We start from the raw sequence: 21,127 nt of genomic DNA, 5'->3' as shown, positions 1-21,127 counted from the left end.
CGAGGAGCCCTCGCTGTGCCGATCATCTCCCGCGGCGACCTGCTGCTGCCCGCCGAGCCCGGCGTGCGCGCCCTGGCCCGCGAGCTGTACGCGCTCGCCGCCGAGCAGCCGATCATCTCCCCGCACGGGCACGTCGACCCCGCGCTGCTGGCCGACGACCAGCCGTTCCCCGACCCGGCCCGGCTGCTGATCGTGCCCGACCACTACCTGACCCGGATGCTGCTCAGCCAGGGAGTGCCCCCGGCCGACCTGGGCGTGCCCAGCGTGGACGGCAGCCCGGTGGAGACCGACGGGCGGACCATCTGGCGGCGCTTCGCCGCGCACTGGCACCTGTTCCGCGGCACCCCGTCGCGGCTGTGGCTGGAGCAGACGTTCCGGAACGTGTTCGGCATCGACACGCCGCTGGGCCCGGCCACCGCCGACGCCGTCTACGACGCGCTCTCCGCGCGCCTGGCCGAACCCGGTTTCCGGCCCCGGGCGCTGTTCGAGCGCTTCGGCATCGAGGTGCTCGCCACCACCGAGTCGCCGCTCGACGACCTGGGCCGGCACGCCAAGCTCGCCGCCGACGGGTGGGGCGGTCCGGGCGGCCGGGTGGTCACCACGTTCCGCCCGGACGACGTGGTGGACATGGAGTTCGGCAACTGGGCGGCGAACGTGGACCGGCTCGCCGAGGTCTCCGGCGAGGACACCGGCACGTACGCCGGATACCTGGCCGCGCTGCGCGCCCGGCGGGAGGCGTTCGCCGCCGCCGGGGCCACCTCCACCGACCACGGGCACCCGACCGCCCGTACCCTCGATCTCGGCTCCGCGCAGGCCGCGGCGCTGTTCGACAGGGGCCGGCGCGGACTGGCCGACGCGGCCGACGCGGAGGCGTTCCGGGCGCACATGCTGCTGGAGTTCGCCCGGATGTCGCTCGACGACGGCCTGGTGATGCAGCTGCACCCGGGCGCGGTGCGCAACCACAACCGCTGGCTGCACGCCCGGCACGGCCGCGACGTGGGCGGGGACGTGCCGCAGGCCACCGAGTACGTGCACGGCCTGGCCCCGCTGCTCGACGCGCACGGCAACGACCCACGGCTCACAGTGGTGCTCTACACGCTCGACGAGGACACGTTCACCAGGGAACTCGCCCCACTTGCGGGCGGGTACGCGGCGCTGCGCCTCGGCGCGCCCTGGTGGTTCCTGGACTCCCCCGAGGTGCTGCGCCGGTTCCGGGAGGCGGTCACCGAGACGGCCGGCTTCTACAACACCGCCGGGTTCGTCGACGACACCCGCGCGTTCTGTTCCATCCCGGTACGCCACGACGTGGCCCGCCGGGTCGACGCCGGCTTCCTCGCCCGCCTGGTCGCCGAGCACCGGCTGACCGAGGACGAGGCCGCCGAGACCATCGTCGACCTGGCGTACCGGCTGCCGAAGCAGGTCTTCAAGTTCGGAGGCGGACCCGCATGACCACAATCGTCGACGTCGAGGTGCACGACGTGCGCTTCCCCACCGCCGCGAGCGGCGACGGCTCGGACGCGATAAACAGGGGCGACTACTCGGCCACGTACGTGGAGCTGACCACCGACGGCGGACCGACCGGCACCGGGTTCACGTTCACAAACGGCCGGGGCAACGAGATCACCTGCGCGGCGGTACGCGCGCTCGCCCACCACGTACGCGGACGCACCGTCGCCGAGATCGCCGCCGAACCCGTGGCGTTCTGGCGCTCCCTGGCCGCCGACGTGCAACTGCGCTGGCTCGGCCCGGAGAAGGGCGTGATCCACATGGCCACCGGCGCGCTCGTCAACGCGGTCTGGGACCTGCGCGCCAAGCTGGCCGGCAAGCCGCTGTGGCGCCTCCTCGCCGAGATGCCCACCGACGAGCTGGTCGCGACGGTCGACTTCCACCACATCACCGACGCGCTCACCCCGGACGAGGCCGCCGCCATCCTCGACAAGGGACGCGACGGGCTGGCCGACCGGCTCGCCGGGCTGGAACGCGACGGGTTCCCGTCGTACACCACCTCGGTGGGCTGGCTCGGCTACCCGGACGAGCAGGTGCGCGCGCTGACCCGCGACGCGTACGCCGCGGGGTGGCGCGCGATGAAGATGAAGGTCGGCGGGCGGATCGAGGACGACCTGCGGCGGGCCCGGATCATCAGGGCCGAGATCGGGCCGGACGCGCTGCTGATGATGGACGCCAACCAGGTGTGGGACGTGGACGAGGCGATCGCCGCGATGGGCGTGCTCGCCGCTGTCGACCCGTACTGGATCGAGGAGCCCACGCACGCCGACGACGTGCTCGGGCACGCCCGGATCGCCCGCGCGGTGACCGAGCTGACCGGCGGACGCTGCCGGGTCGCCACCGGCGAGGTCGCCGCCAACAAGGTGATCTTCAAGCAGTTGCTCCAGGCCGAGGCGATCGGCGTGATGCAGGTCGACGCCTGCCGGGTCGGCGGCGTGGACGAGGTGCTGGCCGAACTGCTGCTGGCCGCGAAGTTCGGCGTGCCGGTGTGCCCGCACGCCGGCGGCGTGGGCCTGTGCGAGTACGTGCAGCACCTCGCGATCTTCGACCACCTGCGGGTCGGCACGAGCCTGGACGGCCGCATGGTCGAGTACGTCGACCACCTGCACGAGCACTTCACCGACCCGGTCCGCACCCGGGGTGGGCGCTACCTGCTGCCCACCGCCCCCGGCTACAGCTCCACCATGCGCCCGGAGTCGATCGCGCAATACCGGTTCCCGGACGGCCCGGTATGGCGCTGACCGCCGACCGGCTCGGCCTGGCCACGCTGCGCCACCTGCCGCGGGAGTCCCGGCCGCTGCTGCGCCCCGGCACCGTGCCGGCCGGCATCGTCCACCTCGGCGTCGGCGCGTTCCACCGCGCCCACCAGGCGGTGCACACCGAGGCGGCGGTCGGCGCGGCCGGCGGCGACTGGGGCATCATCGGCGTCGCGCCGCGCAGCACCGAAGTGGTCGACGCCCTGGCCGCGCAGGACTGCCTGTTCAGCGTCACCACGCTCGCCGCCGACGCCGCAGCGACCCGGGTGGTCGGCGCGCTCGCCGGGGTACGGCACGCCGCCAGCGACCCGGACGCGGTGGTCGCCCTGCTCGCCGACCCGGCGATCCGGGTGGTCACGCTGACGGTGACCGAGAAGGCGTACCGGCTGGACCCGGTGACCGCCGCGCTGACAGTGGACGCGGACCTGACCGCCGACCTGACGACCGGCCGTCCCCCGCGTACCGTGCCGGGTCTGCTGGTGCGCGGGCTGCTCGCCCGTGCCGCCGCCGACGCCGGGCCGATCGCGCTGGTGAGCTGCGACAACCTGCCCGCAAACGGGCGGCGGCTGCGCGGTCTGGTCGAGCAGTGCCTCGCGCTGGCCCGGGTGCCGGACGCGAGCGCCGAACGGGTGCTCACGGCGGTGACCTGCCCCGGCACCATGGTGGACCGGATCGTGCCGGCCAGCACCGACGCCACGCGGGACACCGCCCGGCGGGCGCTCGGCGTGACCGACCTGGCGGCGGTCGCCGCCGAACCGTGGTCGCAGTGGGTGATCGAGGACGACTTCCCCGGCGGCCGCCCGGCCTGGGAACGCTCCGGCGCGATCCTCACCGGCGACGCCGGCCCGTGGGAGCGGCTGAAACTGCGGGCGCTCAACGGCGTGCACTCCGCCACCGCGTACCTCGGTGCGCTCGCCGGCGCGGAGACGGTGGCCGAGGCGCTGACGCTGCCGCACCTGGACGCGGTGCTGCGCCGGCTGGTCACCGAGGAGATCGCGCCCAGCTTCACCCCGCCACCCGGCGTCGACGTGGCCGACTACGGCGAACAGGTGCTCGCCCGCTTCGGCAACCCGGCGATCCGGCACCGCACGGCGCAGGTCGCCATGGACGGTTCGCAGAAGCTGCCGCAGCGGGTGCTGCACACCATCGCCGACCTGCGCGCGGCCGGCCGGTCGGCGCGGTGGAGCGCGCTCGTGGTGGCCGCGTGGCTGCGGTTCCTGCTCGGGTACGCCGACGACGGCCGGCCGCTGCCGCTGGACGACCCGCTCGCCGACCGGCTGCGCGCCGCCCTCGCTGCCGGAGCGCACACCCCGGCCGGGGTGGTGGACGCGGTCTTCGCGCTGCGCGAGGTGTTCCCGCCCGACCTGGCCGCCGACGACGAGGTCCGCGCCGACGTGACCGGCTGGCTCACCGCGCTGGAACGCCACGGCGTCCGGGCCACGCTGGCGGACGCCCGGTGACCGGCGCGCCGGGTGGGCGGCGACCCGCCGGGGGTGGCCGGTGAGCGGCGGCGGGCCGCCTCGGGTGGCGCTGGTCGGGGCGAACGGGCACGGCCGCTGGCACCGGCGGACCATCGCGGCGCTGCACGCGGCCGGGCGGGCGCGCCTGGTCGCCCTGGTCGACGTGCGCCCGCTGGAGGACGAACCGGAGGCACCCGTCCCGCCGGAGGCGGCCGTCCGCACCGACCACCGGGCCATGCTCGCCGAGTCCCGGCCCGACGTGGTGGTGGTCTGCACGCCGCCGCACACCCACCTGCCGATCGCGCTCGACGTACTGGCCGCCGGGGCCGACCTGCTGCTGGAGAAGCCACCCGTGCTCGACCTCGCCGAGCACCTGACGCTCACCGAAGCGGCGGACGCCGCAGGCCGGGCCGTGCAGGTCAACTTCCAGGCGCTCGGCTCGGCCGCGCTGACCGAACTGGCCGGCGCGCTCGCGCGGCTCGCCCCGGTCACCGGCATCGCCACGCTGGCCGCCTGGCAACGCCCGGACGCCTACTACGCCCGCTCCCCCTGGGCCGGGCGACGAACCGTCGACGGCCGCCCGGCGCTCGACGGCGCGCTCGCCAACCCGCTCGCACACGCGCTCATGCAGTGCCTCGCCGTCGCCGAAGCGGTCACCGGCACGCCGGTACGCCCCGCCCGGATCGCCGTGGAGCGCTACCGCGTCCGACCGATCGAGGTGGACGACACCACCGTGCTGCGGCTGACCCCGCGTACCGGGCCGCCGGTGCTGGCCGCGCTCACCCTCGCCGCCGAGGACCACGTGCCCGGGGAGGTGCTGGTCACCGGTGAGCAAGGGCGGGCGGTGCTGGAGTACCCGACCGACCGGCTGCGGCTACCCGGCGACGACGCGCTCCGCCCGGTGCCCGGCCGGCGGGGACTGCTGGCGAACCTGCTCGACCACCGCGCGGACGGCACGCCGCTGATCGCGCCGCTGGCGCGTACCGAGCCGTTCACAGCGGTGCTGGACGCGCTGCGGGACGCGCCCGTTCCGACGCTGCTCGACGGGGACCTGGTGGGCGTGGCGGGCGACGGTCCGCAGCGGGTGCGGATGGTGCGGGGCGTCGGCGCGGTGCTGCGGGCCGCCGCGGAATCCGGCGTGCTGCCGTCCGAGGCGGGCGTGCCGTGGGCGGTCGAGCCGTACGTGGTGGACCTGCCAGCGCAGTGAATGTCCCTCCAGGAGAACGGAACGAGCCATGCGTACCCGAACCGCAGTCGTCGCGGCGCTGACCGCCGCGCTCGTCCTCACCACCGCCGCGCCCGCGCCGGCCGCGCCCGGCAAGCCGTCCCGCGCCGCCGAACTGATCGGCCGCCAGACCCTTCCCGCGAACGACGGCTGGGCCGCCGCGGGCACGGGCACCACGGGCGGGTCGGCCGCCGCGCCGGACCGGGTAAGCGTCGTGCGTACCCGGGCCGAGCTGGTCGCCGCGCTCGGCGGCGACAACGCCACGAACGCCGCCGACGCCACTCCCAAGATCGTGTACGTGGCCGGAACCGTCGACGGTTTCGAAGGACCGGACGGCACGCCACTGGACTGCGCCGACCTGGCCGACCCGGAGTACTCGCTGCCCGCCTACCTGGCCGCGTACGACCCGGCGACCTGGGGCCGGGTGAGCCCGAGCGGGCCGCTGGAGGCCGCCCGGGTGCGGTCGGTGGCCAACCAGACGCGGCAGACCCAGATCAACGTCGGCTCCAACACCACGATCATCGGGCTGCGCGGCGCCCGGCTCACCGGCCTGACGCTGATGATCGACCGGGTGGACAACGTGATCGTGCGCAACATCGAGTTCGCCGACGCCCGGGACTGCTTCCCGGCCTGGTCCCCGACCGACGGCGACACCGGCAACTGGAACTCCCAGTACGACCAGATCTCGGTGCGGCGCAGCGAGCACGTCTGGATCGACCACAACACGTTCACCGACGGCGACAACCCGGACAGCGCGCAGCCCGTCTACTTCGGGCGGCCCTGGCAGGTGCACGACGGCTCGCTGGACGTCACGCACACCGCCAGCCTGGTCACCGCCTCCTGGAACCGGTTCACCGGCCGGGACAAGGTGATGCTCATCGGCTCGTCGAACACCGTCGGCCCGGACGTGGGCAGGCTGAACGTGACCGTGCGGCACAACCTGTTCGACGGCACGCTGCAACGGCTGCCCCGGGTGCGGTTCGGCCAGGTCGACGTGCACGAGAACCACTACCGGCTCGGCGGGCCCGGCTTCGCGTACGCCCTCGGCGTGGGTGTGCAGTCCGCCCTGTACGCGGAGGACAACTTCTTCACGCTCACCGGCGACACCACCCCGGCCGACCTGCTGTACGACTGGGGCGGCACCGCGCTCACCGAGCGGGGCAGCTGGGTCCGGCAGGGTGACCGCCTGCCCCGGCCGGTGGACCTGCTCGCCGCGTACAACGCCGCCCACGAGCCGGACCTCGGCGGTGACGCCGGATGGACGCCCACGCTGCGCGCCGCCCGGCCGCTGCCGGCCCCGCTGGTCCCGTTCGTCGTCGACGCCTGGGCCGGCGCCGGCCGGCTGCCGCTCTGACCTCCGCCGGGCCCACCCCGGCGACCGGGCCGGTGTCCTCCTCGGGACGCCGGCCCGGTGCCGTCACCGGCCCGGCGGCTGACACGCCGCCCCCGATGCGCAATGATCACGTTGACGGACACCGCCGCCGGGGGAATGAATCGGCGGCCACCGGGGACAACAGGGTGAGAATCAGGCGGTGACAGCGCGAGTGGGCGCCCAGGTCCGGGGACGGGCACGGGACGGAGGGCCGGACGTGACGGGTGGGGCATCCGGCGACGTCGGCCCGGTTCTCACCATCGACCTGCCGGCCGACCCGGCCCGGCTCGCCACCACCCGGGAGCGGCTGCGTGGCTGGCTGCACGCCCAGGGCGTGAGCGAGTGGGACGTCGACACCGTCCTCATCGCCACCGGCGAGGCGTGCGCCAACGCCATCGAGCACGGCTACCGCTTCGCCCGGGAGGGCATCACCACGCTGCGGGCCGAGCTGCGCGGCGACCGGCTGGAGATCGAGGTACGCGACCAGGGCGGCTGGCGCCCGGCGGACGGCGACGACACCGGCGACCGCGGCCGGGGACGACTGATCATGGCGCGAGTGATGGACGAGGCCACCATCGTCGGCACACCGGAGGGCACCTGCGTACGCCTGGTCAAGCGCCTCACCGGCGACGTGAGCGGCCCGGCGGACGCCGGATCTAGCGAAGATCAGCTATAAGGGACGCATGGAGTTCCCCGCCTACCTCGCCACCATGCCGATGCACGCGATCACCGAGATCCACGGTGAGCCCGGCCTGCTGGCCCGGTTCCGGCTGGAGATCGCGGCGTTCGACGAGGCCGCCCGGGACCGGCTGACCGAGGCGCTCGACCTGGCCGCCGACCTGCACCGTGACGACCGGCGGGTACGCGAGCCCTACCTCAACCACCTGCTGCGGGTGGCGATCCGGCTGATGCACCACTACCAGGTGCGGGACGTGGACGTGATCGTCGCGGGGCTGCTGCACGACGCGGTCGAGGACCACCCCGCCGAGCTGGCCGGGCTCGATCCCGGCTCGGGGGCCGACGCGACCCCGGCGGCGCTCGCCGCGCTGTCGGACCGGTTCGGGGCGCGGGTCGCCCGGCTGGTCGCGGCGGTCACCAACCCGGCGTACGACCCGGGGCGGGACCGCGACGAGCAGTACCGGGAGCACGTGGCGGCGAGCCTCGAACGGGAGCCGTGGGCACGGGTGATCAAGGTGTCCGACTTCACCGACAACGGCGTTGGCGTGATCCACACGGTCGGGCCGAAGGTGACCCGCGCCGCCACCAAGTACCGCCCGCTGGTGCCGGTCTTCCGCGACCTGGTCGCCCGCCCGGACACACCGCTGTCCCCGCCGGTCAAGCAACACATCCTCGCCCAGCTCGACCTGGCCGAGGAGCGCTTCAGCGCCATCCTCGACCACCCCGCCTAACTGCCCCGCTCCTCTCCCCGCCCCGCCCCGCCGATCATGAAGTTGACCGCCCGGAAAGCGCTCCCCACCCCCGCCAACCTCAGGATCACCCCCTCCCCGACCCTGCCCGGCCCGCCCCGAGCCACCGCCGCGGCGTTGATCAAGGAGTTTGTGGCTCTGCGGGAGCCTGATCCGGACGCAAACTCCTTGATCAACGCCTGGTCCGGGGGCCGGGCGGCACGCCGGCGACGGGCCCCGGCGCGGCGGCCAGGCGAGGGCGGAGCGAATGGGCGCGCGGCGAGGGCGGGTGGCTCGGGGACGGGTGGGCGCGTGGCGAGAACGGGTGGCCCGGGGCGGGTGGCTGAGAGGGCGGGTGGCGGGCTCAGCCGATGGAGGGTGGGCCGCCGACCCGTCCGCCGAGCAAGGCGGCGACGCGGTCGCGCAGGGTGGACAGCCGGTCCGGTTGGTCGCGCAGCACCACCCGCAGCGTCTCGTGCCCACCGGCGGCGATCGCGCCGAGCACGTCGAGCAGTGTGCCGAGCTGGGCGGGCGGCTCGTCGGCGAGCAGGTCCGCCGCGTCGGCCACGACCACCGTCAGGGGACCGGCGTCGAGGCGGTCGGCGAGCACGTCGGCGAGCGCGTCCCAGTTGCGGCCGTACCAGCCGGGCAGCGCCAGCACCCCGGCCAGCGCCTCGTGCAGCCCGGCCCGTGTCCGCGCCTGCGAGCCGGAAATGAGCACGCCGCCTGGCAGCCCGCCGCCACCCGCCAGCGCCCCGCCGCCCGACTGCAGGCCACCGCCCGACTGCGGGCCACCGCCTGAGCCTGGTACGGCGACACCGCCGGCCGGCTCGGCGTCGTACACGAGCCAGGCCGGTGCCTGCGAGGACGCCGCGCCCATGGATCCGTCCTTTCCCGACGGCGCCGGCCCGGGTCGCCCGGCCGGCGCCGAGGCGACTCAGAGCCGGTAGAAGTTGGCGTAGTGGTCGGGCGAGAACCAGGTCACCCCGGTGCTCTTGTTGACCACGATCCGGTACGCGTCCCGGGAGGCGTTGCAGGCGCGCGGGTAGACGTCGTACTCGTAGTAGGTGGCGCCGGAGGGCAACTGGCCCTCGTAGTTGTAGAACCGGCCGCCGGCGAAGTTGCACTGCCCGCCGCTCCACGAGTACCAGCCACGGCTGGTCGGGAAGCTCTTCGCCGACCAGCCGGACCGGGCGGTGCGCGCGTCGGCGCAGCGGGACTGCGTGCAGGAGCCGTACACGGCGGCCGCGGCGGGCTCGGCGAGCCGGGTGGAAACCGTGGACGGGGCGACGAGCGCGGCGGCGGCCACGGTGGCGACCAGGGCGTAAGCGGCGAGGGCGCGGCGTACGCGGGTGACGGCGGCGCGGAACGGGGTCAAGGGATCCTCCTTGAGCGAGCCGGCAGGACATCGACAGGCATCATTAACCGGTCGCGCTCAGTCTGGCGAGGATCCTGCCCGTGGTACAGCCCCGATCCGGCGACGGCACCCCGAACCCCGTGTGAACACACGATGGCGGGTGCGGGCGGGCGACCGATCCGCCCGTCCGCACCCGCCATGTGGATCAGTGCGTGAAGGCCTGGAACTCGGCGATCCGCACGTTCTGCGCCTGCGGGCTGGCGGTGGCGCAGTCGGTCGCCGCCCGCGGGTCGTCGTCCTGTTCACCGGCGTAGTCCGGCGCGCCCGTGCACTGGTTGGTCAGCACCTCGACGCGCAGGTGCGTGGCCTTGGTGCGCGGGATGTCGAACGACCGCATGATCAGCTCGGGCGCCCGGGGACGCGGCGCCACAGCCGGGAACGCGTCCGGCCGGCTGGTGTAGACCGGCCGGAAGTCCGCCGCGTCTGCGCAGGTCACCGGACCGGTCGCGGTGCACGCCAGGACCCGGAACTGCCGCACCGCGGAGTACCGGCTCTGGGTGCCGGCGTCCGCGTCACCGACGACCGGCGGGCGCAGCATGGCGCTCACCTGCACCCGGCGTACCTGCTGGACGCCACCGGCCAGGTCGACTGTGACCTGGCGGCCGGCGACCGGCGCGCCCAGCGAGGCCCAGTTGGTGGCCTCGTCGTCGTCGACGACCTGCGCCAGGTTGATGCCGTCGCCGGCGACCGTCGCGCCCGCCGTGGCCGAAGCCAGGTTGGGACGCAACGACACTGCCAACGTCCGGTTCTGGCCGGCCTTGACCTTCACCGGGCCGATGCGGGTGTGGCCGTAGCCGGGCGCCCGCACCACGAACTCGTACGTGCCGGGGACGAGGTCCACCCGGTCGGTCAGCGGGGTGGCGGCGTCGGTGTCCGCCACCGGCACCGCCCGCGCCTGGTAGCGCCCGACGAACAGCTGCGCCCCGGCCACCGGGCCGCGCTCGCCGACCGGCAGGAGCCGCAGCGAGCCCTCCCGCGCGTACGGCGAGGTGAAGCCCGGCGTGGGGTCGGCGTCGGTGTGGCCGACGCTGGCCGCGCCCTCGCCGAGGCCGCGCCCGGCGAACGCGTTCCACAGCAGGTCCTGGTTGGCCCCGCCGAAGCGGATCCGGTCGGCGGCGAGCATCGCGTCGCGGGCGTCGACCATGCTGACCTGGCTGACGGACATCAGCAGGAACGAGTCGAAGACCAGCTGGATCCAGCGCCGGTTACCCGGGCAGGCGGTCACGTCGCGGGCGCCGGTGGCGCACGCCTTCTGCACGGCCGGGGTGCCGCTGCCCCAGCGGCGCATCATGGCCGCGCGGATGTCGGTGTTGGTGGCGCTCCACAGCTCTCCGGAGGCGTGCACCTGGAGGCCGACGAAGTCGTAGTCGACCGAGCTGTAGTTGAGCGGGCTGTCGCTCATGTTGTAGTTGCGGATGCCCGCGTTCGGGTCCCCGGTGGTGTACTCGCCGATGGTGAAGCCACGTCGGCCGGGTGCGGCGTACCCGTGCTCGAACAGGTACTCCATGGCGAGCTGGTCCGACCAGCTCTCGCTCATGCCCTGCGGCGAGCTGACCCCGGCGCTCGGGCCGGCGATCATGCGGTTGGTGACCGCGTGGCCGTACTCGTGGGCGATCACCGACATGTCGAAGTCGCCGTCGACGCAGGGCGCGTAGAACGATCCCGCAATCGGCTGCCACAGGTACATGTTGGTGGTCGGCGCGACGCCGTCCGGCGGGGTGATCTGATTGGCGTTGTTACGCGCCGCGAACGTGGGCGGACCGCCGCTGATGCCGCCGGCCTGCGCGTTGCCCTGCTCGGGGTCGTTACCGAGACCACCACGGCCGAGGTTGTCCTGCTGCATGTTCCAGGTCTCCTCGGTGAACCCGAGGTGATACGTCCAGTCGTGCATCCGGTTGTGCATGGCGAACAGGTTCGCCCGCGCCGCGTCGATGTCGTTCGCCTGCGGCGAGGTGAACACCTCCGGGTTGCAGCGCTGCTCCTGCCACTGGTTCGTCCACGGGTAGTCGTACCTGCGGTCCGGGCGGGGCGTCGCGGTCTCGGTGCCGACGCTGAACGGGTCGTTGCTGTTCCAGTTCTGCACCGCGATCGCGTTGTTGCCCTTGGTCGTGGTCGTGGACTGGCCGGTGGCCGGGTCCACGTCCCACGCCGGGTGCCCGGGCACGCCCACCACCTCGGCGCATCCGCGCGCCGGCACGGCACACCACCGCTTGCGGGTGTCGACCGAGGACCCGTCGACACGCGGCGAGTTCGGGAAGACCTCCCACGAGGGATGATCGGCGTCGTGGTCGATCAGGTCCTCGCGAACGAGCACGGCGCCGTCGCGGGCATCCACGTAGGTGGAGTAGGCGGCCGGGTCCGCGCCTGTGGTGTCCGCGCCGAGGACCACCTCCCACGCCGCGCGCGGCCCGCGGTCCGCGGTGGGCACCGCGACCAACGAGGTACGCACGACCTGCGCGTCGGCACGGCCGGCGTCGGCGATGGCGGCCTTGCGGGCCTGATCGGCGCCGATCGTGGCGGGGGCCGGCGTACCGGCGTCACGGGCCAGCGAGGAGCTGACGTGCCACACCGATCCGTCGCGTACGCCGACCGACAGCATGCCGTCGACGGCGGCCGGCAGCTCGCCGAAGCGCTGCCGGAACAGCACCGTCGCGCCCTGCCCCATCGGCGCCACGGTCAGCAGCTCCAGCGCGGCGGCGCCCTCGGCGGTCAGCCCCAGCACGTCCCGGTTCGCTGCCACGTACGCCCGCGCGGCGGCTGCCGGGTCGGCGGGCAGGCCGGTGGCGAGCGGCTTGCCGGTCGAGGTGAGCGTGGCGGGCGTACCGAAGTCGGTCCAGCGGACGCGCGCGCCGAGCGCGGCGGCGCGGTCGCGCTGCCGGTCGCTGGCGAGGACGCGGCCCTTGCGGTTGTCCTTGGCCTTGGTGTCGTGCCGGTCGCCCGGCAGGTGGTCGGGTGGCGCCTGGGTACGGGTCTGTTCCCGGGGTGCCGCCTGGCCGCCGCCAGCGGCGGTCAGGACCAGACCGGCTGCCAGCAGCAGCGCGGTGGTCCCCGTCAACGCACGGGATGGTGTGCGCACGGTCCCTCCTGTCATCGTCGAACGGCGATGTCCGTTCCGCCATCCGACCAGGACGATCGACGCGCCGACACCATCCGAACATCCATAAATGTTGCTGCGTCGATTTCTCGGCGGCCCGCACGGCGACTCGGGGCAGTTTCGAGACTCGCGTCTCACCAGGCGGGACACAAGTAGATCTTGGTACGAAACGGCCTCTATGAGGGCCCTTTCGTACCAAGATCTCCATGGCGTCAGCGGCTGCCGCTCGACGGGAGGCGACTCAGTAGTCAGGCTGCTTTGAACACTGACTCCAAGTGCCACTCCAGGAACTCGGCCTTCGGGCGGTCTCCACGTCGCTCTGGGATCGCGATGACGGACCCGGCCTTCGCGTAGAACTGGTCGCCGTTGCCGAACTCGCTTCGCAGGCGCGGACTCACCATCAGGCGGTACCTCGGGTCCACACCCAGGTAACCCTGATCGAAGAGGATGTGGACATCGGACCTGAGCAGCATGCCGTTGTCGATCCGATGCTCGCCGCCCGCCGGCAGTGGCCGGATGTGCGCCGCCTGGAGCACCGGTTGCAGCTTGTTGCCCGTGATCGCACAGCGGCGGCCGTACGCACCGAGCACCACCGCCTTGAACGACTTCTGGCCGAGACGCTGGGGCACGAGCCGTGGATCTCCGTAGACCGGACCGGGGCGATGCCATGGCTCACGAAGGTCCAATTCGACGTCTCCACCCAGAAGGCGGTGAAGGGCAAGACCGAAGTAGTCCGCAGCGGCTGGATCAGCAAGGTCGTACGTCTTGCCCTGTACGACGTTCGGCGCGAAGCCAGGGGGCGGATCGACCGTAGAGCCGTCGGGGAAGAAGACGCTGTCACGCACGAAGATGCACCCGATCACCGGATCCTCCCCCGGCTCGATCGGCTGCTTTCGGTACCGCCCGACGCTACGCCTCATCTCGTCGAGGCTCGCAACGCCGTTGCCCTCACCGAAGAGGTTCCAGGCCTCCGAGATCTTCAGTTGCGTGAAGCCGCTGAAGAAGCCACCGCCGACGACCCGGTTGAGCGGATAGTGGGCTTTGAAGAAAAACGGCTCGCCAGGCGTGAGCGCACGAAATGCACCACCCGACGGACGCCAGAAGTTCACCTCGTTCAGATCAGGACGCGCCGCCAGAAACCGATACCACTTCTCGTCCGTGACTCCGACGAAGACCTTCACAACGCCAGCCTGCACCAGAGCGGATCTTGTGGCTACCCTACCGGCGCCACGAACCCGAACCGACCAGTCAGGGCTCGCGCCTCCACTCGTCCAATCCGTTACGAAGACGTAGACAGCGGGGGTCCCGGTCAGTCCTCCGCCACACCAGGCGCGGACATGTGGCCAGCGTCAGGGCACGTCCTCTCTCCTGATCAAGCGTCCCCACTCTTCTCCTTGAGCTCGTCGTCCTCCCCGCGCCGACGCAACGCCCACCCGCCGACCCGGCCGGAGAGCTTGCCCGTCGCCAATTTGGCCCTGTCGAAGGTGTCGTTGCCGAGGCGCCGGGCGGCATCAACGCCGTCTGCGCCGGTCTCGAGCGCCTTGTCTCTCGCCTCCTTGGCCGCGTCCGTCCATCGTCTCGCCTCCGACGACTGTCGATCGCCCTCGATCCCGAGTCGCCCGTGGAAGTCGACGATGGCTGCCGAGACGTGGTTGCTCGACTTCACCACAGCCGGTGAGTCCATCGGGTTCAGCAGCACCTTTGCGTTCGCCCTGCCCACGGCCGCTTCCATGCGGGCCAGCAGACGCTCGGTGCACCGGGAGATGAGTTCGAGCCGGTTCTGCCGGGCGTTCCTCAGCCCGACGCGGTGCCCGTCCAACTCGTCGGGCGACGCGTCCAGCACCCGGTCGAGTTCGAGCACCGCGATGGCGTCCTGTAGTTGGAAGCAGCGGGCCAGGACGACGAGCCACTCCTGTGCCTTCGACTCCGCTTCCCTTGCCGCCTTCGCAAGATCACCGATCGCGGCTTTACGCTCCAGCTTCTCCGCGAGCGCGTCGAGCTGACGCAACGCGTACGCCTGGGTTTCTGCGATGGTCGCCGGCGCGCCCTGCACCTTCGACCACGTGACTTCGTCGACCCGGCCGCGCTGCTCGCGGATGGTCATGGACTCCTCGATGACGAAGCCCACGCCGATCATCCGGGCCAGCACCGCATCCTTCTGGGCACGGAGCACATCGTCGACCTTCTCGTCGATGGTGGCGAGATAGTCGGTGATCTCCTTCATGCTCTGCTGCATCGCGAGCTGAGCCATGAGCCCCGCAGCGCCGGCAAGCAGCGCCGGGTTGCCGGCGACCGCCCCGGGCCCCTTCGAGATCTGAAGCCATTTCTGGATCGAGCCTGGATCTCCCACCATCGCGTGGCTGACCCCGGGGGTCTTGGTCGGCATCAGACCGAACTTGTGGACGATCTGCGCTGACTCCCGGGTCAGCTGCACCCAACGACCCGAGTTGGCGGCGATCTCGGAACCGGCCTGAGCCGCTGCCGCTCCCACCTTGAGAACAGACCCGAGCCGAGGCAGCCCGAGGTCCTTCGACGGCAGGCCCTCGGAGACGAGGAAGCGCTCGACAGCCGTCGGATCTCCGATGACCGCCAGTCCGTCGCCGTCGCTGACCAGCTGAATCTCGTTGCCCATTCTCGGCTCCTGACGGGTAGGGAGGGTGGAGAGCGACGCTGTCCACTCTGTTCGCAGCTTGAGATGCAGACGGTTAGTGGTCCGGGCGAGGAACTACGTGCTCATCGGCGAACAGGTCGGCGATCACCTTGTCGAGATCCTGGCCGGGCGCGTAGATGCCCGCGACGGTGAGCACATCGGTGTCGCGGCGCAGCTCGTCGGCGAGCTGCGCGGTGGTCAGCGAGCGCGGCTGCTCGAGGCCGCCGACGTGGTGATACCAGAGCTCCCGTGCCACGCACCGGTCGAGCAGCCAGTCCCGCAGCGCCTCGCGCTGCATCACGTCCCAGGCCTCGGTGGTCCACCGGCGCTTGTACTCCGGCCGCTCGATCAGCCCGATGGTGCGGTTGCCCTCGACTACCGCGATCCGCCGCTCCACGATCGCCCGGTACTCAGGCCGCCAGTACGCCGGCAGCTCGGTGATCGGCTTCGACCGGTGCCGCTCGAACCACTGCGTCGCCAGGCCCTCGTCACGCATCTTGCGTGCGAGCACGATCTCGAACGCCCGTTCCCCCAGCGCCTGCATCGGCGGCCGGACGCTCTCCGGCGCGGTCAGGTCCTCGTCCAGCAGCCCGCAGAGCGAGTAGACCTGCCAGTCCAGCTCCTCCTGCAATCCGATCATCACGCCACGCACGCAGTGCCACTCGTAGCCGGCGGCATCCAGCCGCTCGCGGGTCGGCACCCCGGAGCCGGCAACCGCCGCCGGGGTCACCCTGGCGAGCCGCCGCGCCAGATCGTCGATCTCCCGGCCCAACTCCACGGGGTACGCCGCTGAACGGTTGACGGCCGTCCTTACCGGATCCGGCAGGCAGTGGTAATGCGTCGCCACAAACGCAGAGGCAAGCGACCAGGAATGCGCACCCTCATCCTTCGAGAGCGGCTGGTTGAGGCGTACCTCCTCGACCGGATCGGCCCGCTCCCGCAGGTCCTTCTCCCGCCTTTTGACCTGCTCCCGCAGGCGGGACAGGAGCAGCTTCCGGTCGATCACGCGAAGACTCTAGCCGTCCCGCCGCCGGGACCGCGGCACCCGTAAGTACCGATCTCCTCGACAGACCGCCACCGATGGCTCCGCGTTCCAGCGGGTCGACGCCGACCCGGCGAGCCGATGCCGCCCGATCAGTCCTGGGTGCCGGCGAACAGCGTCCAGGCGTCTATCTCGGTCGGCGCCAGCGGCCGCGCCGGCAGGTAGGACGCCAGGTCGCGGAAGTCCGCCACCGCGTTGTGGACGCACACCGCGAGCGAGAAGTGCAGCAGTTCCCGTACCGTCTGGGCGTCGGGCGCCGTGACGTCGTCGAGCAGCGGGCTGCGCACGTCGAGCGCGAACACCACGTGGCAGGCGCTCTGGTCGGACTTGACCACACAGTAGTAGCGCCCGGCCTCGGCCAGCCGGTTGCGGATGTTCGCCCAGGCCATCGCCCCGGAGATGTCGGGCACGTCGGCGCCGGCCACGCAGGCCATCCGGAAGACCCAGCGGGCCGGGTCCTCCGGCGACACCGCGCCGTAGACCAGCACCAGGCCGCCGCGGTGGAACACGGCGAAGCCCTGCACGTCGGGGGTGAGGTGCAGGAAGTCCGGGGTCCAGACCCGGTCGTACTGCCGCTCGGCGAGGGACCGCAGGTACTGCACGGTCCGGCCGGCGGCGTGGCGAGCGTCGACACCCATGGGTTCTGGTCCTCCCCGAAGGATCACGGAAGCTCACGCTATGGAGCGGCACGGACACGGATCAAGGTGTGCCGATCGACTCTGGATGGTCGGTCCCGTGAACGGGACCGAACTCGCGCCGAGTCCCACGGATAGGACTACGAGGCGGCTCGTCCGATCGGTCAACACCCGACGCGCGGCTGCGCGCGTACACCGGTCGGGGTTGTTAGCGTGGATCGCGGACCGGCACGGCGGTCCGGCCACCCCTCGCCCGACGGCCCGCGCGTCCCGGTGACGCCGCGGGACGCGGTGCTGCGATCCGGCATGGAGGGGGTGCGATGACCGCGGTGCCGGAGGATCCGGGGCCGGGCGACCGCCGGCCCGCGCCCGGCGCGCCGGTCGACGGCTGGCGGCGGCGCTGGAGCGTACGGACGCGGGCGCTCGGCGAGGCGGCGCGCGTGCGGACCCGGCGCTTCTGGGACGGCGCGCAGCCGACGCTGCGGCAGCTCTGGTGGACCGAGGCGCCGGTGACGCCGGTGACCACGGTCGACAGGCGCGTCCCGGAGCCGCTCGCGGTGCCCGCGCAGGGCCAGGTGTACGTGTTCCTGGTCCGCGCCACCTACACCTGGTCGTCGGAGACCGCCCGGCCGGAGCTGTTCGGCTGGTACGTGGACTACTTCCAGCAGCAGGCCGCGCAGCGCCTGCACCGGCTGGCCGTCCGGTGCGCGGCGGAGGTGCCGCCGCACCGCCCGCGTGACCTGCACGCGGCGTTGACCGCCGCGCTGGCCGAGGACGACCCGTCGCCCTGGACGTACGCGCGCGGCGAGGTGACGTTCGCCTGCGAGCCGGACGTCACGGTGCACCTGGACGAGCGGGTGCGCAAGCTGCTCCAGCCGTACTGGGAGCAGCGCATCGCGCTGGAGTGCGAACGCGACCTGGCCCGGCGCCGCGCCGAGTACGCCGCGGAACGCGACCGGCGCGACCACCGGCCGGAGCAGACGAGGACGACGGGCGAGGCGGGGCGGGCGCGGCGTGGATCGCGGCCGGACGGACCGGTGGAGTCGTTCACCCCGTTGGAGCCACTGCTCCCCCCGCCCGCACCGCGGCCGGCCCCGGGACAGCGGCCCCGCTCCGGTGAGCCGGAGCCGCCCCAGGTCTGAGCTTGACGGCGTCAGCCCGCTACGGCGGCCGCCTCGGGGCGGGCCTGCCGGACGGCCAGGTACGCGGCGATCCCGGTGCTGTCCTCGGTGGCCAGGAACGCACCACGCGCGTTGACGAGCGCCTCGTCGGCATGGGCCAGGCAGCCCCACACCGTGTCGCCCCACGAGTCGGCGAGCTTGACCTCGGCCGGCTCGGCGCAGGGTTCGCCGCGCGGCCCGCCGATCCGGCAGTGCCCGGGGGCGCCGTCGCGCCGCGCGGCGACCTGGGCGGCGCGGCGGACCTGCGAGGGCCGCCCGTCCGCGGCCTGCGGGGCCGGGGCGGGCAGGGACGAGGACCGGGTGAACATGATCGTGTTGCCGTCCGGGTCGGCGGTGCGGCACTCCCCGCCGGGCAGGTGCTCGACCGGGTGGCCGGCCGCGACGAGGCGTTCGGCGGTCGCGGCGTCGTCGTCGACGTAGAGGTACAGCGCGGCCGGGACCGGGACCGGGCCGGCCTCGACGAGCAGCAGGGTCATCTCGCCGCAGCGCAGACGGGACCGCCCGTCCTCGCCGGGCTGCCCGGTGTAACCGAACAGCGCGTAGAAGCGACGCGCCGCGTCGGCGTCGCCGACATACAGCACCGGAACCTGAGCCTGCACCCCACTGCGCACCGCGCCACTCTACCCATTGGCGCTCTGCAAATCACGTCTTGCAGATCATGTTTTGGTCGGCCGGTGTCGCGACGGGTCAGCAGCCGTTCGTGCTGGTCTGGTTGCGCTTCAGCCCATCGGACCACGTGACGCCCTGGACGACCGCCACCACGACGGCGCCGTCGTGGATCTGCTCGTAGTGCAGGTGCGGGCTGAGGTCGTACTTCGCCGACGTCGCGCCGACCCGGCCGATGACGTCGCCCCGCTTCACGGTGTCACCCTTGGCCACCGCGCGTGAGTCGAGGTGGGCGTACCGGGTGCGCCAGCCGTCGCCGTGCCCGATGACGATGGTGTTGCCGTAGCCGGAGGTCGTGGAGTAGTACGACTCCAGGACGGTGCCGGCGGCACTGGCGACCGTCCGGCGACCGAGGTCGTCGGGACTGCCGTTGGCGTCGTAGTGGTTCCAGTCGATGGCGTGGGCGGGGCTGTGCCCGTTCCAGTTGTTGCCCTGCCAGGTCTGGCCGCACAGGAACGGCATCCGGAAGCCCGGCCGGGCGGCCTGCGCTGGCTGCACTCCGAGCAGCGCCCCGGCGACGACGGCGACAGTGAGCATCGCGGGCACGCGCATCCGGGCGGCGGTAAACGTCGGGGACATCGGCCCTCCTCTCCGATTAACAACGATGAAAATCGATGCTATGGGCCGGCCCCCAGCCGGGTAAATAGCTACACGGAGGAATATCTAGGCAAAAGTTTCCTACACTCCGCCGCGGTCGCGGGTACCGCCGGCGGTGGAACGGCCGGGCGCGCGTACGGCAGAATCGCGGGCGATGGAGGCGGCCAGGATCCTCACCGCGCTCGCCGACCTGGCCCCGGCCGGCGCCGAGCGGACCTTCGACGTGTCCGGCACCGGCCGTCCGCTGATCTGGCTGTCCGAACCCGACCGCGCGCCGCGCGACGCCACGCTGGAGAGGCTTGCCGCACTGGACGCGCTGCACCGCGACCAGCGGATCCTGCGCCGGGGTCTGGCCTTCGTCGTCGGCGCGGCCGACCTCGACGGCACCCGCCTGCGGGTCCGCGTGCCGTTGCTGGCCCAGCCGGTACGCCTGGACCGCACCAGCCGCAGCTACCGGATCGTGCCGGCCGGGGACCTGGAACTGACCCCGCTGATCGAGGACCGCAGCCTCGCCGCCAGCCTGGAGGCCGCTCCGGGGTTGGCCGGGCCGGGGTGGCTCGGCGCGCCCGGCACGACCGCGTGGATCACCACAGTCGCCGAGGCGGCGGGCCTGAAACTGGAGAAGGTGCTGGCGCGGCCACCCCGCCGCATCGACGACGACACGCTCGTCGGAGTCGCCGCCGCGGCGCTCTTCACCACCCGCGACGTGCTTGCCCGCCGGCTGCGCGACACGCTGCTCGCCTGGGCGGCCCGGCCCGGGCTGGCGGACACGGCACTGAGCCGCCTCTACACCGACCGGGGCGACCCCGACCCGGGCGACGACACCAGGCGTCACGACGACGTCAGCGGCCGCGGCGGCGAGGACGGCGTGCTGTCGCCGCTGCCGTTGAGTCCGGCCCAGCGCGACGTGGTGCGGCGCACCCGTGCCGAGCCGGTCGTGGTCGTCTCGGGCGCGCCCGGCAACGGCAAGAGCCACGCCCTGGTCGCCGCCGCGCTGGATACCGTGGACCGGGGCGGGTCGGTGCTGGTGGCCACCCAGTCGGTGCACGCCGCCGACGTGCTGGGCGAACTGCTGCGCCGGCACAGCGGGCCGGCGCCCGTGCTGTTCGGCGACGCCGAGCGCCGCGAGACGATCGCCGCCGAGCTGGCCGGCGGCACGGCAGCCGGAACGGACGCCGCCACGCTGCGAGCCGCCGAGGCCGCCGTGACGTCCGCGAACGACCGGGTGACTGCCCTGTCGACCGGGATCGCCGCCGCGCTCGACCAGGAACGCCGCGCCGCCTCGCTGCCCGACTGGCAGCCGTTGCTGCCCGTCCTGGGCCAGGACGTCCCCCGCCTGTTCGACCCGGACACCGACCTGGACGCTGTCGCCTCCGCGCTGGCGAAGGCAACAGCAGCAGGCGACGGCTGGTGGCGGCGCTGGCGGCGGGCCCGCGCCGGGAAACGGCTGCGCCGCCTCACCGGCGCCGACGTACCGGCGGAACGGCTGCGCACCGCGATGGACGCGGCGGGCGCGGTCCGGGCGGCGGCGCGGCTGGCCGCCACCGGCGGCACCGACCTGGCCGCCTCCTGGCGCGCCCTGACGACGGCGGAAGCCGCGCTGGCCGACGCCATCGGCAC

At 73.1% G+C, this 21,127-nt stretch carries 18 protein-coding genes; 9 read left to right on the top strand and 9 right to left on the bottom strand.

Annotated features, from left to right (window positions below; all coding sequences use genetic code 11):
- Positions 1-15: 15 nt before the first annotated feature.
- The 7 genes from uxaC (at position 16) to Q3W68_RS16160 (ending at position 8,228) form a co-directional block, all read left to right on the top strand.
- Complete coding sequence (gene uxaC / locus Q3W68_RS16190) at positions 16-1,449, top strand: glucuronate isomerase (protein WP_302906222.1); 1,434 nt, start codon at positions 16-18, stop codon at positions 1,447-1,449.
- Positions 1,446-2,747, top strand: a complete 1,302-nt coding sequence (locus Q3W68_RS16185) for an enolase C-terminal domain-like protein (RefSeq protein ID WP_302906221.1) — start codon at positions 1,446-1,448, stop codon at positions 2,745-2,747. Before uxaC ends, Q3W68_RS16185 begins: the two co-directional genes overlap by 4 nt.
- Positions 2,738-4,222 (top strand): mannitol dehydrogenase family protein, encoded by a 1,485-nt coding sequence (locus tag Q3W68_RS16180; RefSeq protein WP_302906220.1) that lies wholly within the window; start codon positions 2,738-2,740, stop codon positions 4,220-4,222. Before Q3W68_RS16185 ends, Q3W68_RS16180 begins: the two co-directional genes overlap by 10 nt.
- A 40-nt stretch (positions 4,223-4,262) precedes the next feature.
- Entirely contained in the window at positions 4,263-5,429 is a 1,167-nt protein-coding gene (locus Q3W68_RS16175) for a Gfo/Idh/MocA family protein (RefSeq protein ID WP_302906219.1), read from the top strand.
- A gap of 28 nt (positions 5,430-5,457) precedes the next feature.
- Complete coding sequence (locus Q3W68_RS16170) at positions 5,458-6,801, top strand: polysaccharide lyase family 1 protein (RefSeq protein ID WP_302906218.1); 1,344 nt, start codon at positions 5,458-5,460, stop codon at positions 6,799-6,801.
- A 178-nt stretch (positions 6,802-6,979) separates the two neighbouring features.
- Entirely contained in the window at positions 6,980-7,495 is a 516-nt protein-coding gene (locus tag Q3W68_RS16165; RefSeq protein ID WP_302906217.1) for an ATP-binding protein, read from the top strand.
- A gap of 7 nt (positions 7,496-7,502) precedes the next feature.
- Positions 7,503-8,228, top strand: coding sequence for an HD domain-containing protein (locus tag Q3W68_RS16160; RefSeq protein WP_302906216.1), 726 nt, complete (start codon positions 7,503-7,505; stop codon positions 8,226-8,228).
- 361 nt (positions 8,229-8,589) lie between these two features.
- Here the strand turns inward: Q3W68_RS16160 and Q3W68_RS16155 are convergent, their stop codons facing one another.
- The 7 genes from Q3W68_RS16155 to Q3W68_RS16125 all read right to left on the bottom strand — a co-directional run bounded on the left by Q3W68_RS16155 (position 8,590) and on the right by Q3W68_RS16125 (position 17,066).
- Complete coding sequence (locus Q3W68_RS16155; protein WP_302906215.1) at positions 8,590-9,105, bottom strand: barstar family protein; 516 nt, start codon at positions 9,103-9,105, stop codon at positions 8,590-8,592.
- A 57-nt stretch (positions 9,106-9,162) separates the two neighbouring features.
- Positions 9,163-9,603, bottom strand: coding sequence for a ribonuclease domain-containing protein (locus Q3W68_RS16150; RefSeq protein WP_302906214.1), 441 nt, complete (start codon positions 9,601-9,603; stop codon positions 9,163-9,165).
- Between the two features lie 184 nt (positions 9,604-9,787).
- Positions 9,788-12,697, bottom strand: coding sequence for a M36 family metallopeptidase (locus tag Q3W68_RS16145; RefSeq protein ID WP_302906213.1), 2,910 nt, complete (start codon positions 12,695-12,697; stop codon positions 9,788-9,790).
- Between the two features lie 287 nt (positions 12,698-12,984).
- The gene (locus Q3W68_RS16140; protein WP_302906212.1) at positions 12,985-13,917 is read right to left on the bottom strand and encodes an HNH endonuclease; all 933 of its coding nucleotides are present in this window, start codon (positions 13,915-13,917) and stop codon (positions 12,985-12,987) included.
- Positions 13,918-14,108: 191 nt separating this feature from the next.
- Positions 14,109-15,368, bottom strand: coding sequence for a hypothetical protein (locus Q3W68_RS16135; protein WP_302906211.1), 1,260 nt, complete (start codon positions 15,366-15,368; stop codon positions 14,109-14,111).
- A 73-nt stretch (positions 15,369-15,441) separates the two neighbouring features.
- Positions 15,442-16,392, bottom strand: coding sequence for a hypothetical protein (locus Q3W68_RS16130; protein WP_302906210.1), 951 nt, complete (start codon positions 16,390-16,392; stop codon positions 15,442-15,444).
- Between the two features lie 128 nt (positions 16,393-16,520).
- Entirely contained in the window at positions 16,521-17,066 is a 546-nt protein-coding gene (locus Q3W68_RS16125) for a hypothetical protein (protein WP_302906209.1), read from the bottom strand.
- Positions 17,067-17,383: 317 nt separating this feature from the next.
- Here Q3W68_RS16125 and Q3W68_RS16120 point away from each other — a divergent pair, with 317 nt between their 5' ends.
- On the top strand, positions 17,384-18,205 hold the full coding sequence (locus Q3W68_RS16120; protein WP_302906208.1) for a hypothetical protein: 822 nt from the start codon (positions 17,384-17,386) through the stop codon (positions 18,203-18,205).
- Between the two features lie 11 nt (positions 18,206-18,216).
- Here the strand turns inward: Q3W68_RS16120 and Q3W68_RS16115 are convergent, their stop codons facing one another.
- Both Q3W68_RS16115 and Q3W68_RS16110 read right to left on the bottom strand, forming a co-directional pair.
- Positions 18,217-18,855, bottom strand: a complete 639-nt coding sequence (locus Q3W68_RS16115) for a glyoxalase/bleomycin resistance/extradiol dioxygenase family protein (RefSeq protein ID WP_302906207.1) — start codon at positions 18,853-18,855, stop codon at positions 18,217-18,219.
- A 76-nt stretch (positions 18,856-18,931) separates the two neighbouring features.
- Positions 18,932-19,489: a M23 family metallopeptidase gene (locus Q3W68_RS16110; RefSeq protein ID WP_302906206.1), complete on the bottom strand. Its 558-nt coding sequence runs from the start codon at positions 19,487-19,489 to the stop codon at positions 18,932-18,934.
- 172 nt (positions 19,490-19,661) lie between these two features.
- On the opposite strand from Q3W68_RS16110, the gene Q3W68_RS16105 reads away from it, so the two are divergent.
- The coding region (locus Q3W68_RS16105; protein WP_368045742.1) for an AAA family ATPase at positions 19,662-21,127 on the top strand (1,466 nt) is incomplete at its 3' end.

The sequence above is a fragment of the Micromonospora sp. C28ISP2-4 genome (assembly GCF_030519385.1).
GTDB lineage: Bacteria > Actinomycetota > Actinomycetes > Mycobacteriales > Micromonosporaceae > Micromonospora > Micromonospora tulbaghiae.
This window is presented reverse-complemented; position numbering and strand designations above follow the sequence as displayed.